Source organism: Nocardia fusca NBRC 14340 (assembly GCF_001618425.1).
Taxonomy (GTDB): Bacteria; Actinomycetota; Actinomycetes; order Mycobacteriales; family Mycobacteriaceae; genus Nocardia; species Nocardia fusca.
Genome location: NZ_BDCU01000042.1, coordinates 25,376 through 39,728 on the forward strand (window position 1 = coordinate 25,376; position 14,353 = coordinate 39,728).

Genomic DNA, 14,353 nt, shown 5'->3' on the forward strand with positions numbered 1-14,353 from the left:
TCTCGTTCGCGCACCGCTATCGCGGTGATGTGGCTGACAACGAGGACTTCCCATGGCATACGACACGAACACCGCAGTAGCGGCGAAGCCGCCCGCGGCGGCGCCACCACCGCGGACATCCCCCGTCGCCACCGGCCTTGCGCTGGTGGGTCTGCTGCTGTCGATCGTCGTCGGCGTGGTTGTCGACGGCGCCACCATGTGGGGGCTGCTGCCGATCGCCCTGTACGCGGTGCTGGCGCTGCTCGGTATGGACATCATGATCGCGACGGTCGTCGCGATCGCGTCGGCACTGCTGATCCTGATGCCGGCGCCGACCGCGGCGGCCGCTCTGCTCGGCGAATCGGTCGGCGACCAGATCACGATGATCGGCCTGATCATCATGTTGGGCGCCGGTCTCGCGGAGGTGTTGCGTGCCACCGGTGTGGCCACCCAGATCGTGCGCGCGGTGATGCGCGTCGCCGGGGACAGGAGCCGCACCGCGGTCGCCCTCGGCATGATGATGTCCTGCCTGATCCTGGTCGCCGCACTCGGCACGCTCGCCGGCGCCCTCGCCATCGCCGTGCCGCTCCTGCTGCCGATCGCGGCCAAGATGGGGTTCACGCGCAGCGCGACCGCATCGACCATCTTCATCGGCGGTTGTGCGGGTCTCGCGCTCGCTCCGTTCGCAGGCTCCAACGTCGCGATCATGGACGCCGCCGAGGTCGGGTACCTGCAGTTCGTGCTCTACGGAGCCGGGCCACTGGCGTTGCTGTCGCTGGTCCTGGGCCTGGTGATCGTGCCGTGGATGCAGCGTCGAACCGAGCACGAGGACGACTTCTACGACGAGTCGGAACTCGAGTCGGAGACCGAGGTGGCCAATCCGCATGTGTCCCGTGCGACGGCTGTGTTCGTCGTCGCACTGCTGGCGAGTGTCGTCTACGCGACCGTGACCTCGGCGGGCACCGCTTTCCCGCTGCTCGCCCTGCCGGTCCTGGCGATGGCTACCGGCCTGGCGGGTGGTTTGTCGCCGAGACAGATCGCCGATCGGGTTTATGCCGGTGCCGCGTCGCTGATCAGTATCTTCCTGCTGTTCTGGCTGCTCGCGGTGTTGTTCAACGCGGTGAATCTCATCGACCCGTTCACTGTCGTGCTCGAGTCCTACGGCAGCGGCTTGCAGAATCTGGGACCGTTCCCCTTCGCGGTCGCGATCGCACTGCTGGGATGGGTGGGGGTGCCCGGCGCCACCGCCGCGCAGGTGGTCCTGCTCGACAACCTGTTCGGGGAGCTGGCGAGCACCGTCGGTGTCGGCGTGGGCACCTGGGTGATCGTGCTGCTGTTCGCGTCGAAGGCGGACACGTACGGCCCGTTCCCGAACGCCAACCAGTTCGGTGCGCTCGGCCTCGCCCGGTCGACCAGCTTGAAGAACATGCTGATCACCGGGTGGTGCCTGCTGATACCGGCGACGGTCATGTACGTCGCGATCATGTACATCGAAACCCGTTAGGAGACAACATCTTGAGCTACGACATCGTCATCTCCGGAGGGTTGGTCGTCGATGGGACCGGTGCGGTAGCTCGCCGCGCCGACATGGCCGTCAGCGACGGTCGCATCGTGGAGATCGGTGACGGGCCGTACCGCGCGGACACGGCGATCGACGCTACCGGCGCGGTGGTCGCACCGGGATTCATCGACCTGCACTCGCACGCCGACTTCACCCTTCCCGGCCACCCGGCCGCCGAGACCCAGCTCGTCCAGGGAGTGACGACGCTGATCACCGGGAACTGCGGTCACTCTCCTTTCCCGAATCGGCATCGTGGCGCGCCGCCCGGCGCCGGAGTTTTCGGGAAGGCCGAACTCACCTGGGATTGGACCGATGCGCGGGAGTTCGGCGCGGTGGTCACGGCGTGCGCGCCGGCGGTGAACGTGGGCCTGCAAATCGGGCACAATGCCCTCCGGAACACCGTCATTGGCGAGGCCGACCGCCCTCCGACGACGGATGAGCTGGCTGCGATGTGCGATATCGTCCGGGACGCGGCCACTGCCCCCGGGGTGGTCGGGTTCTCGACGGGTTTGATCTACATTCCCGGACTGTTCGCGGAAACGGATGAGTTGCGCACCCTCGTCGGTGTCGCGGCCGAGGTCGGGCTATTGTACTCGACACACGTGCGCAACGAAGCATCCGAGTTGATCGCCGCGGTGACGGAAGCCATCGCCGTCGCGGAGTCCGCCGGTGCGCGCGTGGAGGTTTCGCATCTGAAGGCGATGGGTCCGGAGAACTGGGGGTCGGTCCGGACAGCACTCGACCTGATCGACTCCGCGCGGGAACGCGGTGTCGACGTCACCGCCGACGTGTACCCGTACACGGCGTCGAGCACGGATCTGTCGTCGCGCCTCGCGAAGTGGGCCGTCGACGGAGGCCGGGAGGCCCTGCTCGCGCGGCTCGCGGTACCGGAGCAGCGCCGGGAGATCGCAGCCGAGCTGCGGAGCCGGTTCGGCCGCGACATCGACCCGGACGGCGTGGTGATCGCCGACCTCCCGCCCGGCGACTTCCAGCAGTACGTGGGCATGTCGATCTCGGCGATCGGCGCCGAACGCGGCACCGATGCTGCCGAGGCGGCTCTCGACATCCTGGCCGCACACCATGGTTCGGCGCCCATCGTGAACCATGCGATGAAGGAAGCGGATGTGCGGGCGGTCCTGGAGCATCCGTGGGTGTCGGTGGCCAGTGACGGCTGGGTGCTCACCGCCACCGGCCCGGGGTGTCCGCACCCGCGTAGTTTCGGCACCTTCGCCCGCGTCCTGGGGCGGTACGTGCGGGAAGAGAAGGTATTGCCGCTCGAGGAGGCCGTCCGGAAGATGACGACACTGCCCGCGGCGCGAATCGACGTCGCCGACCGCGGAACGCTGGCTCCCGGCTACGCGGCCGACGTGGTGGTGTTCGATCCGGACGAGGTCGAGGACACGTCGACGTTCGAACATCCCTGGCAGTTGGCGCGCGGTGTGCGGTCGGTGCTGGTCAACGGTGTAGTCGCGGTGGCTGACGGCACGGTGACCGGCGCCCGCGCGGGACAACTTGTCCGTAGAAGGAAGTAGGAGAATGACGGTGGAAACCCGGTCGCTCACAGCTGAGTTGACCGAAATCGTGGGTGCGGCTCACGTATTGACCGAGCAGGAGCTGATCTCGGGTTTCGTCACGGACTGGACCCGGCGCTGGACCGGGTACACCGCCGCCGTCGTGCGGCCGGCGAACACCGGCGAGGTGGCCGCGGTACTCGCGGCGTGTCACCGTGCGGGGATGGCGGTCGTTCCGCAGGGCGGCAACACCGGCCTCGTCGGCGGTTCCGTCCCGATGCACGGCGAGATCGTGCTCAGCACGGTGCGGCTCAACCGGATCGACCGGGTCGATCCGGTGGGCCGGACGATCGACGCGGGCGCGGGTGTCACCGTCGCGGAGGCACAGCGCGCGGCCCGCCACCACGGTCTCGACTTCGGCATCGACCTGGCGTCGCGCGATTCGGCGACGATGGGCGGCATCGTCTCCACCAATGCCGGCGGCATCCGGATGATCAAGAACGGCAACACCAGAGCGCAGCTGCTCGGTGTCGAGGCCGTCCTCGCGGACGGCACCGTCTTCACCCGGTGGAAAGAACTCACCAAGGACAACGTCGGCTACGATCTGCCCGGCCTGCTCACCGGCGCCGAAGGCACCCTCGCGGTGATCACCCGCGTCCGGATGAAGCTGGTGGTCTCCCCGCGAGCCACCAAGGTCGCACTTGTCGGTGTGGAATCGGTGGGGGGCGCACTGGGGTTCCTGAACACTCTGCAGCGTTCCGGTCTGACCCTCGAGGCCGCCGAGCTGATGACGAGGTCGGGAATCGAACTGGTCCAGCAGCACAAATCGCTCCGGGCGCCGTTCGCGGAGGACACCCCGTTCGCCTTGCTGGTCGAGGTGTCGGGTCAGGCGGACGCACAGCAGTTGCTGCTCGACGCGCTGACCGCAGGCGAGTCGGTGATCGTCGACGCGTCGATCGAGGACGGCCCGGCGCACAGACTGTGGAACTACCGGGAGAGCCACACCGAGGCGGTCAGCGCGGTCTCGACGACGCCGCCGGTCAAACTCGATCTCGCCACGCCGCTGCGCGAGATCGAAAGCTTCCTCGCGGAACTGACGGTCCGGATGAGCGACGCTTTCCCCGGAGTGCGGGCGATCTGCTTCGGGCACATCGGTGACGGCAACATCCACGTGAATCTCCTCGACGTCGCGGACGATCAGCGTGAAGCCGTGACCGATATGGTGCTGCGCCTCGTCGCCCGGCACGACGGCAGTATCAGCGCCGAGCACGGGGTCGGACGTGCGAAGGCGCCGTGGATCGGACTCGGCCGCACCCCAGTGGACCTCCAGCTGATGCGTGCGATCCGATCCGCCCTCGACCCCGCCGGAATCCTCAATCCCGCAATCCTTCCCGCGAACCCACAGCTCTGACGAACGCGAAAGGTCTCTCGACCACATGACAGCCACCACCTGGACTGAACGGCTGCGTGAGCTCGGCATCGCCCTGCCGACCGTGCCCACACCGGCCGCCGCGTACCTGCCCGCGGTGCGCACCGGAAACCTCGTGTACACCTCCGGGCAGCTTCCCCTCGTCGACGGGGTCTGCTGCACCACCGTCGGCAAACTGGGGGAGACCGTCACCGTCGAGCAGGGGGCGGACGCCGCCCGGCTCTGCACGCTGAACGGTTTGGCCGCCGTCCACGCCCTCGTCGGCCTCGACACCGTCGTCCGTGTTGTCAAGGTGGTCGGATTCGTCTCCTCCGCGGCGGGGTTCATTCAGCAGCCGCAGGTGATCGATGGCTCGTCGAAGTTCCTCGGCGAGGTATTCGGCGAGGTGGGCAGGCATGCGCGGTCGGCCGTCGGCCTGGCCGAGCTGCCGCGTGGTTCCGCAGTGGAGGTCGAGTTCGTGTTCGAGGTGTGATCGCGGCCGCACTGCCCTCCGTTCCGATCGGCATCGGACGCGTCGCTGCTCCGACCGCCGCGGCGGTCGCCGCCCGATCCGCCCTCGCTACCTCCGCTGTGTAGTGGATTTGGATACCACTCCATCATCGGGCGGATCGGGCAATCGGCGGGAATGTTCTGCTCCCAAGCCCGCGGGTCGGAGGTGAAGCGATCCGGGTCGTTCAGGATCCGTAATGCAGTGTGGTAGCCGATGACCAGGGTCGCGGAAATTCCGGGAGCCAGCTCCACGGGGGCCAGGGAACCGAACCGGCGGAGCATATCGCGATGCGGGTCCGTCGCGTACTCGGCGGTGTAGAGGGGGAGTCGCCGTCCGGCGAAGTCCGGCGGCATGCCAGCTGATCGTGAAGTGCTTTCGATACTCAATGCTCACCAATCTCGTATTGCTGTACGCAGATCGTCTGCCACCTCGGAGTGAGGAGTCACACTATCGGGGATACGGCGGGTCACGCATGGTGGAGCATTGCCACGAGACGGAATCCGACCGCGAACGTCGACACACCGGCCGATCGCCGTGTCGAGCGGCGCCGAATGAGCTGCCGATGCGTACGACGCCGGCGTGCGCGGTGGCCGGTCGGCACCGTGCGCGGATTATGGGGGAGAATTCCGGCCGGACGGAGGTGCCTGGATCTCATCCCGGTCGGCCCGCCCGACAGTGCCGCGAGGGAGGCGATCTGGCGGCTCTACATCGGGTCTTGTGCCGAGAACGTGGATTTCGATGCGCTGGTCGCCGTCGGTGAGATGTTCACACCCGCTGATATCGAGTACGCCGCCCGCAAGGTTTCACGGCGTGCCTTCGAACACGAGATAACGCACCGCACCGGTGTCCCTGCCGGCACCGACGACTTTCTGGCCGCGATCACCGATACCCGCCCCACCCTGACCGAGCAGCCGCTGACCAGCTTCGACGAGGACATCGAGAACTACCTCCGGATCTGATCCGCGCTGTCGCCGGCGGGGGAGACTTGTGAGTCCGTGCCGCAACCGGAGCGCTGATAACGATCGTGGGGGGTGAGCGATCGCCGATCGGGTCACCGGGGGACAACGAGATCGCGCACTATTACAGGGTGGGCGTCGGAACGGACAAGTTTCCGCGCGGGTGGATGTGGCGCCGGGACAGGGAGGGTAGAACTCTAGAAGAGGAAAGCTCCGAGATCGTCCGAGATCGGCGGACGCAGCATTCCTCCGAGGAAGATCGCAGGTGCTTGCGCCGTTGATTCGGCTTCGTAGCTGTGAGTGCGGCTGGTGGCCGCGGGTCGCCGGCTGCCTACAAATCTCACTTGACTTCGACAACGCGGCTGCTCGACGCATTTCACGCATCCGTGAGATGTGCTGCGATTCTCGGGCACGGGGCGTCGGGGATCCTGAGCAACCGGCAATGGGTGACAGTAACCGGCGTGGACGGCGCCCCCGAGCGTATCCGGACCTATCACGCGGGCCCGATTGGCTCGGCCGGGAGCGGAACACGGACCCGCGAGCATGCCGAACCGCGGGGGACCACTTGGGATGGACCGAATGTGGCGCAGGCACTGTCGTCCGGGCACCGGCCGTTCGCGGCGTCGAGGACGCGATGATGGACCCCGGCCGCTCCGCCGAGGTGATTTCGATGCGAAGTCGAGCCGGACGACGGACAGCTCGTCCGAGAACAGGGCACAGTCGAGGAGTGCACGATGAATCAGCGAATGTTCCCGGTCGTCGACGAAGCGCTGTGGCAATGTTTCGGATCCGGCGCCGGACCCTTTTCGTGGATGCACCGGGACGCCGTCGAGGAGTTGCTCGCCGATGACGGCGGTTGGCGCCTGCGACACATCCGGCTCGCGGCGACTGAGTGGGGCAGCAGCGAATCCCCGGAACACCTGGCGGTCATCGCCGAACATGTACTGGTCACCCCCGATGGACTGCTCTATGCCGCCGAACTCGGCGAGCCGGTCCAGAAACGATCGACCCGCCGGGTGCCGCCGGGGATCCGGCGGCGGGCCCTCTACTACCTGGCGACGCCGCCCCGGTTGTTCGACACGATCGTCGGCCGCGTCGCCGCTTCACCGCTGACCGCGTCGATCGCGGCGGTGGACAGTCGGCTGGGCCACGATCTCGTATTTCCGCCGCCGCTCGATGCCGTACTGCGCCGGATGCTCGATACCGACCCGGTGATGCGTCTGGACCCCACCGGAAGGAGGTGACAACCATGAGTGACAAGACAGCCCGTGAGGAAGAGATCGAGAAGGAGGAGGAACATCGCGAAGAGGAGCGGCGCCGTCTCCGATAGTGTCCGTCCGATTGGTGCAGGACCGGGCATCGACGACCCGGTGCGTGCGGGACACCCGAACCTCGGCGCCCCGGGTTTCCGGATCGGTCGGTCGGATCGTCCGATTCCGCACGACGGTCAGCTCCGCGGGTCCCGCTGGAGTGGGCATGGCGGTTCGTATCCGGATCGGGCCGATCCCACATCGCGGTTTCCACTTGGCGACCCTCGCGGCGGGCATCTGCTCGAATCGTGTGGACAGTCGGCCGATGGCCGATGGCCGGTGGCCTGGCTACCTGTATCCCGGGTCTTGATAACGCCATCGAATGGTTTGATGGAGGCAGGCTCGGGGTGAGGTTTGTGATCCTTCCAGAGCGTCGGCTGCTGCGTCGGCTTCCAAGCGCCGGAGGATACCGACGAGCCGGCGCTTGTATGCGAGCAGCGCGAGAATTCCGGCCCCAGCCAGCGCAGGCTCCTCTGAAGGCAGTCCGCCGTTGTGGGATTCGGCGAGCGAAATACACGTGCGATATGGCGCCAGATAGATGGCTGCGGCCGGAAAAGTGCGCTGCACCGCGTTCTTCAGGTGGCTACCCGCCGGCCACTGCTCGCTCGAGCCCGGTGTGGGGGTGTCGAGCGTGCTGCTGCCCGGATCCGGGCAGGCGATACCGATTGTTGTTATCTCGTCGTCGCCCGCGATATCGAGCAGCAGGTTGCGGCACACGATCCACCCGTCGAGGGGCGGTATGGGCACGCGCACCACAAGTCCGGGGAGGTCGTTGTCGGTGATGCGGGCAACCGCAATCCCGTTGTCGCCGACTTTCAATGCGAGCGAGTTCATTCGTTCACCGAAGGGGCTGCGGGGAGTCTTCGCTGCTGGGTGCCGATGTGCTCGGTCGTGCGACGTCGCAGCGGCACAGAATCCCCAGGCGATTCGTGACCGTATTCGGAGATTGCCGCCGTTGCGGATTGCATTACACCTCCAGAATAATTACATGTTGTAACGTATCGTAGGAGTGTGATCTCCCGGCCGTCAACCGAATGTTGCGACGATCGGGCGTCCGCTGCAATCGGCGGCTACCGGCTTCAGTGCGCTCCGAGTGCCCTCGAGGATGGGGAACGATATCGCGCACGCGCTTGTGAGTGACCCGGTTCCTACTCGGTGACTGTTGTTGTCCGGCTGCGGCCTGCCCGCCGTTTTCGATCGGCGCTGTGATCTGTTCGATGACATCATCTCGCCCGGTCGGCGGCTCACGGTGGCGTATGAACGGGCCGTGGAGTGATCTCGGCCGATTGCCGGGCAATCCGGTTCGTCACCGATCGGTGAGTTTCGCCAGTAGGAAGTCCCGCGCGGAAGAGGATGCCTGGTCGAACCGGTCGCCGTACACCGAGAAGTGACCGCCGGGGACCAGCTCGAGCTGTTTGGGCTCCAGGGCGTCGGAGTAGCTCTGTAGTGCGATATCGCTGGGCGTGAGGGTGTCTCCTTCGGCGATTACCATCAGCAGCGGGGTCGGGGAGACGCGGCGCACGAAAGCCTCCGGTGCGTAGCCCTGGAATTTGTCCACGCTGGAGAGTGTCACCTCGTTGCGCCAGGTCGGCACCTGCGGACCGTTGGCCATCAGCCATTCGTAGACCTCGGCGCCCGGCATCGCGACCAGTTCGGTGGGGTCGTCGGAGGCGGCCTTGATCGTCTGGTGCGGTTCGCCCGCGGCGCGGGCCGACCGATCCGCGGCGATCGCCTGGTGCACGGTCGGCAGCATGATCGAGGGTACGAGGCGGCCGAAGGTCGCCCAGCCGTTGGTCAGTGGGACCTGAGAGACGACGGCGCGGACGCGGCGGTCGGTGGCCGCGACCACCAGGACGTGGGCGCCCGCGTAACTGGTGCCCCAGATACCGATCCGGTCGGTGTCGATTCCGTCGAGTGTCTGTGCGTAGGTGACCGCGTCGCGGTAGCCCTCGATCTGCGCGGCCGGATCCACCTCGAAACGCGGGGCGCCGTCGGAGGTGCCGAATCCGGGGTGGTCGTAGACCAGGCAGGCGAGGCCGGCGGCGCTGAATACTTCGGCGAACGGTGCGACCCATTCCTTCACGCCGGCGAATCCGTGCGTCATCACGACCAGGGGCACGGAGCCGACGTGCTGTTCCGGCCGATACAGCCACCCGCGCAGGGTGACTCCGCCGCTGAGGAACTCCACGTCTTCACGCATGGACCACGCCTTCCATTACGTACCGATCCGTAATGGAATATACCGCGCGGGTATTTGTGACGTCAACCATAGAGTTGTCAGTGCTCGGTCAGGCCCACTGCGTCGAGCGCGGAGCGCACTGTGTACTGAACGAACGTCTCGTCGATGGGCCCGAGTTCGGGTATCAGTGCGCGCATGAGCATCGGCCCGGTGATGAGGTCGCACAGCCATTCGGGGTCGACTTCGACAGTGATCTCGCCCCGGGCGACAGCGCGTTCGAGAATTGTTGCTGTGGAGCGGCGGCGCGGTCGGAGGAACTGTTCTTGGAACCGGTGTGCGACCTCCGGTGTGCGACCGAGTTCCTCCAGTAGTCCGGGCACGGCTCGGCGCAGTACCGGGTCGTTGAACAGCTCGCGTTGGTGTTGTTGGATTGCGAGGAGTTCGGCTTCGATGTCGCCCAGATCCTCGGCGCCGGGCTGTAGGCCGTACCGGTCGATCAGCATGGAGACGACGAGGTCGGCGCGGCAGCTGTACCGGCGATACAGTGCGGGTCTGCTGGTTCCCGCCGCATCGGCGACAGCTTGGAAGGTGAGCGCGCCGTAGCCGCGTTCGGCGATCAGTTGAGCCGCGGCTTCGAGTAGCGCCGTGTCCACTCGAGTGTCGCGGGGGCGGCCGGTGCGAGGCACGGCGGAGATATCCGGCATGTGTTCACCGTACCGAGAGTGCATCATCGGAGAGCTGGCGTAGCAGGAATCCATCGCCAGTGATCGCGGACTCTTGCTGAGCTCTCGAGTCCAGACTTTGTGGGTGTCATCGTGTTCGGGGTCGGATTATCCGGCAACAGGCCGAGTCCGGTGAGCGGCTCGAGTGCGCGTTCGGCGTCGGCGCGGGCACCGTTGAAGCAGATACCGATGCCGGCGGTGTGGGTCCCGTCGGGATCGCCTTGTAGTAGAAGTCGGTGACGAGTTCGTTCGGTGCGGTGGCAGTGAGTGCTGCGTTCAGCTGTTCCTTCGACGGACCGTGGCCTCGATAGTCCGGCCGACGGTCGGGGCGCGCTTCGTGCAGCGCGCAGTGCGGTCCGCGACCGATGTGGTGGGCCTGGTGTACCACCGATTCAGCTGTGGTTGACGTCACATCGCCGATGGGTTACCTTCCATTACAAGGCGACATGTAATTGAAGGCGGGGTCATGTGTGACGAGGTGGAATTCTTCAGCGGCAGAGTTGCGCTGCAGGGAGGGGCGAGTGCGCAATGAGCAGACGACCCAGCCCGGGGCGGCGAGGTGGCGGACGCACACGTCCCGTCGGCACGGCGACCGGGCTGACACTGCACGACCTGCAGATTGTCAGTCGCGTGCTCGGGTTCCGAAGTGCCGAGGATCTGGTCGGCAGCGAGCTGTGGCTCGGCACATCCGGCAATCGGCCATCTAAGGCAGGCACATCCATTTCGCCGACTCGACCTGAGCCGTTGCCATCGGCCATCGAGGGCTGTCCGGGCGGAGGCAAGGGTCCACATCATGATCACAACATCTGCCGGCACCCTATGACGCCGCTGCGGTGATTCCGATGCGGGCGATCATCTGTTCTACGCTGCCCACCTGTTCGGCGGGCCTTGCGCACTGCGTGTTACCGATGCGTAGATCGGTGTCGGCAATCGGTTCACCCGCAGCGTCTTCGTTGCCAAGCGTACAAACCCGGCGCTGTTCGAGTGCACCAGCGCGTAGGTCTCTCGTTCAATCGATCGATATGAGCTCCGCCATCCTTGTTCGAAAGAGCTAGAACAAGGTCATCCCCACTGAATTCAGCACCATTGGCGTCGAGTAGAACGGGACGACGCCAGCAGCCGTCGAAGCTCACATAACGAGTCGAGTTCGACTTGCCCGGCCTGCTCGCCGCGGGCGACGTCCGTAGCGGCTCCGTGAAGCGGGTCGCATCCGCTGTCGGCGAAGGCGCGATGGCGGTTCGCCAAATCCATGAATACTTCGACAGGAGCTGACGACATGCCAGTAATGGGTACCGTGAAATTCCAGCAATTCTTCCGGGCAGCGGCCAGCCTGCACGTCGACCGGAACGATCTGAAGCGCTATACGGATTTCGTCGACGACAAGATCTACGACCTGATACTCATCGGCAAGCGTCGGCAAAGGCAAATCTGAGGGACGTGATCGAACCGTGGGACCTGCCGATCACCAAGGGACTGCAGGAGGGCATCCACCGGTTCGAGAAACTGGACCAGGAGATCGAACTACAGTCCGTGCTCGATCAACTGACGGCCCGGCCGCCGTTGGACATGACCCTCTCCGAGGCGACCGAGCAGCGACTGCCGCTGATTGCCGGGGGCTTGAGCGTGGCGCTGGCGCACACATTCGTCACGATCGAGCCGGACCGAAAGAACCCCGGGACCGCCGAATGGAAGGTCGCCTTCGACATCTTCCATCTCCTGCTCTGACCACCCGCCCGCAGCCCGTCGAGCCAGTAGATCGCCGCTCGGCGCGACGCTGAGACCAGTTCCTCCGCACCTGACACGGCCGAGCGGTCGGTGTGGGGCACCGGCTGCTCGACAGGCCGGGGGAGTTCACACGCACAGCCTGCCACGACCAAGGCCGGCCGCGTCCGGTGCCGACTGGCGAAGGCCGCTGTGTCCGATGAACCGATGCCCTGGGCGCACCGACATGCGGCTTTCCTGCTAGAGCGTTGGGGCAGACCGGGAGCTACGCTTTGTTGATAACCAGGAGTTTTCGGTGGTTGAGCGCGTGGGCGTAGTGGTCGATTCCCCCTCCGGACACATATCTCCCTCTTTCTACCTGCTGTTATTTGGTGTGAGCATCAATTGATCGAACCATATGCGCAGGTCAGCGGTGTGGGGGTTCAAGTCGGGTTCAGCTGAGACAGTCCTGAGAACCAACTCGCGTATGTGTCCTTTCGCGGCGGCCAACCCACATCGCGGCGCTGCCGTTGCCGGAGGCCTGAATCCGTGCCCCGCATGGGACGAGGTGCGGGCGTCCTCGCCGACTGTGAGCTATTTCGTCGGGAGGCCGGGTGGGCGGCAGCATGTAGAGCGTGACCAGTGGGGGCGGGGCGACGAATCAACCGGTGGCATCGTCGGGATCGGGGAGTCGATGCCGGCGTGGAGCTTGCGAGCTGGATACTCGGCTCGGGCGCCGGCACCCGAACCGCCATATCGTCCGGCGTGCTGACCTGGTGTGCCAGATGCTCTGGCCGCCCCTCTGCGTGGCGCCCGCCCTTGCTGTTGGTCCGAAAGATGCTGAGCCACAATCATTGTCCCGCAGCCTGTCGGGTCGGGCCGATACCGTATAGGTGTCACCAGTAGCAGGGAGGGGTGATCCTGATGCTCGTCGTCGCCGATAAGCCCAAATCCGACTTCGTAGAACCGGGGGCACATCACCGACTCCGTAGAACCGGGGGCACATCATCCCGTTAGCTTCCTGGTGTCTGCGCAACGCCGATAGTGGGCGGTACCGCGCGGTCCCCTGAGCCACGGGCCGGCGCAGCCAGAGTGATCCCGCGCAGGCTTCCGTACGAAGTGGTTGTCGCTGGGCTGGCTCCTGCATTTGCCGCCGCAGTGGAAGCCGGTACTTCGCTGTCGGTAGCAGACTCGCCGACGCCAACCTCAACGGCCGCGCTCTCGGTATCCTTTGTCTCTTCGGAGGAGTCCTCACTGTCGCTGTCGTTGGAGCCGACTTCGTCCGAGTCCTCGCTCGATGCTTCTTCTTCGCCGCCGTCCGTAGTGCCGTCGGTGTCCTCGGTCTCTTCAGTTTCTTCGACAGGGAGTGCGCTGGGCTGGTTGTCTGCGGCATCGATGACGGCTGCGGTGGCGTTACCGGCGGCCGTAACGATCTCATCGACATTGCTTGCGAGGTCGCTTACAGCGGTGACCATGTCGGGGATACTGCCGGTGATCTGGCTTATCGCGGTCACCATGTTTGCGATATCGGCGGGCGTCCATGAACTGGGATCGCTTGCGGGCCCGGTCGAGGTGTCCTCGCTGGTCTCGTCCTCGGTCGAGGTGTCCTCGCTGGTGTTTACCGGTGCCGGGGTAGTCAATGCGAGGCTGGAGGAGGTGGAGGGGTCGACGCCTTCCGGTGGGGTGGTTGATTGGGGCGAGTCGAGGACGTGGCTCTGCTGGCCGACGGTGTAGGTGAGGTCGGTGTCGGTTGAGGGCGTTCCGCCGGGTGAGAGGAAATGTGTGGGTTCGATGCTGTCCAGCGCGGTGAGTAGTTGCTCGTAGGCTGCGGTCACCGCGGTGTGGGTATCCGAGCACAAGGTCGTGAATTGGGCGATCTTCGCGTCGATCTCGGCGACGAAGACCTGGTCGAGCCAGGTGCGGCAGGTCGTTTGCGGGTTCGCGCCGTCGACATAGTGGTCGGGGAGCTCGGTGCGCAGGCGGTCCTAGACGGACTGGCCGGTGTCGCCTTGGCCTTGGGCCAGGTCGACAATCCAGTCGATCTGCTCGGGTGTCTTGTTTGCTGCTGCTGTGGCGTCGAACTCGTTCTTGCTGGTGTCGGCTTTGTTCCGGACTGCAGCATCGATCTGTGCGATCGCGGTGGTGGCGGCGGTGTGCACGGCGCGCAATGCGTCTATGCCCGCGGTGAGCCTGGTTGTGGTGTCGGTGAAGAACTGCTGGGCGCTGGTGGCGGCGGGGGAGCCGTTCCAGTGGTTCGGGACCTCGCCGAAGCGGGCGGTTTGGGCGCTGGCTTGATCGCCGAGTCGTCCTTCGAGCTCTTCTCCTAACGTGGTAGCGATCCTGCTCAAGGCTTCCAAGTCCGCGCCGCGCTGCTGGTCATACAACGCAGCAGAGCGTAGTAGCCACCCCCTGCAGGTTCTTGGCCGGCCCATTCGCGATACCGCGGGAGAAAGACCTCGAAGTAGCGCAGCCCTTCAGCGCCAGAATCCAGGATCGTGTCGACGCTGTCGGCATT

At 65.7% G+C, this 14,353-nt stretch carries 11 protein-coding genes and 2 pseudogenes; 8 read left to right on the plus strand and 5 right to left on the minus strand.

All coding sequences use genetic code 11. The annotated features are described in order from the left end of the window. Nucleotides 1–52 precede the first annotated feature (52 nt). From NF4_RS26910 to NF4_RS26935, 6 genes are all read left to right on the plus strand, one after another. Complete coding sequence (locus NF4_RS26910; protein WP_157120614.1) at nucleotides 53–1,483, plus strand: Na+/H+ antiporter NhaC family protein; 1,431 nt, start codon at nucleotides 53–55, stop codon at nucleotides 1,481–1,483. An 11-nt stretch (nucleotides 1,484–1,494) separates the two neighbouring features. Next, entirely contained in the window at nucleotides 1,495–3,072 is a 1,578-nt protein-coding gene (locus NF4_RS26915) for an N-acyl-D-amino-acid deacylase family protein (RefSeq protein ID WP_063130193.1), read from the plus strand. Nucleotides 3,073–3,076: 4 nt separating this feature from the next. After that, the gene (locus tag NF4_RS26920; protein WP_157120615.1) at nucleotides 3,077–4,462 is read left to right on the plus strand and encodes an FAD-binding oxidoreductase; all 1,386 of its coding nucleotides are present in this window, start codon (nucleotides 3,077–3,079) and stop codon (nucleotides 4,460–4,462) included. 25 nt (nucleotides 4,463–4,487) lie between these two features. Beyond that, the gene (locus NF4_RS26925) at nucleotides 4,488–4,952 is read left to right on the plus strand and encodes a RidA family protein (protein ID WP_063130194.1); all 465 of its coding nucleotides are present in this window, start codon (nucleotides 4,488–4,490) and stop codon (nucleotides 4,950–4,952) included. A gap of 746 nt (nucleotides 4,953–5,698) precedes the next feature. Further along, complete coding sequence (locus NF4_RS26930; protein ID WP_063130195.1) at nucleotides 5,699–5,929, plus strand: hypothetical protein; 231 nt, start codon at nucleotides 5,699–5,701, stop codon at nucleotides 5,927–5,929. Between the two features lie 731 nt (nucleotides 5,930–6,660). Beyond that, nucleotides 6,661–7,170 carry a glucose-6-phosphate dehydrogenase gene (locus NF4_RS26935; protein ID WP_157120616.1) on the plus strand — a complete coding sequence of 170 codons (510 nt, stop codon included), beginning with the start codon at nucleotides 6,661–6,663 and terminating at the stop codon, nucleotides 7,168–7,170. A gap of 354 nt (nucleotides 7,171–7,524) precedes the next feature. On the opposite strand, the gene NF4_RS26940 is transcribed toward NF4_RS26935, so the two are convergent. The 3 genes from NF4_RS26940 to NF4_RS26950 form a co-directional block, all read right to left on the minus strand. Beyond that, nucleotides 7,525–8,070, minus strand: coding sequence for a hypothetical protein (locus tag NF4_RS26940; protein ID WP_063130197.1), 546 nt, complete (start codon nucleotides 8,068–8,070; stop codon nucleotides 7,525–7,527). Nucleotides 8,071–8,542: 472 nt separating this feature from the next. Further along, nucleotides 8,543–9,436, minus strand: coding sequence for an alpha/beta hydrolase (locus NF4_RS26945; RefSeq protein WP_063130198.1), 894 nt, complete (start codon nucleotides 9,434–9,436; stop codon nucleotides 8,543–8,545). A gap of 77 nt (nucleotides 9,437–9,513) precedes the next feature. Further along, nucleotides 9,514–10,119 (minus strand): TetR/AcrR family transcriptional regulator, encoded by a 606-nt coding sequence (locus NF4_RS26950; protein ID WP_063130199.1) that lies wholly within the window; start codon nucleotides 10,117–10,119, stop codon nucleotides 9,514–9,516. Nucleotides 10,120–11,277: 1,158 nt separating this feature from the next. Between NF4_RS26950 and NF4_RS39510 the strand changes: the two are divergent. Together NF4_RS39510 and NF4_RS26955 are read left to right on the plus strand one after the other, a co-directional pair. Beyond that, nucleotides 11,278–11,409, plus strand: a pseudogene (locus NF4_RS39510) (NAD(P)/FAD-dependent oxidoreductase); the annotation flags it as partial. Between the two features lie 13 nt (nucleotides 11,410–11,422). After that, a pseudogene (locus NF4_RS26955) lies at nucleotides 11,423–11,862 on the plus strand (DUF1931 family protein). 989 nt (nucleotides 11,863–12,851) lie between these two features. Here NF4_RS26955 and NF4_RS26960 read toward each other — a convergent pair. Continuing rightward, nucleotides 12,852–13,673 carry a hypothetical protein gene (locus tag NF4_RS26960; protein ID WP_157120617.1) on the minus strand — a complete coding sequence of 274 codons (822 nt, stop codon included), beginning with the start codon at nucleotides 13,671–13,673 and terminating at the stop codon, nucleotides 12,852–12,854. 150 nt (nucleotides 13,674–13,823) lie between these two features. Beyond that, nucleotides 13,824–14,222, minus strand: a complete 399-nt coding sequence (locus NF4_RS26965) for a hypothetical protein (RefSeq protein ID WP_157120618.1) — start codon at nucleotides 14,220–14,222, stop codon at nucleotides 13,824–13,826. Between the last annotated feature and the right edge of the window lie 131 nt (nucleotides 14,223–14,353).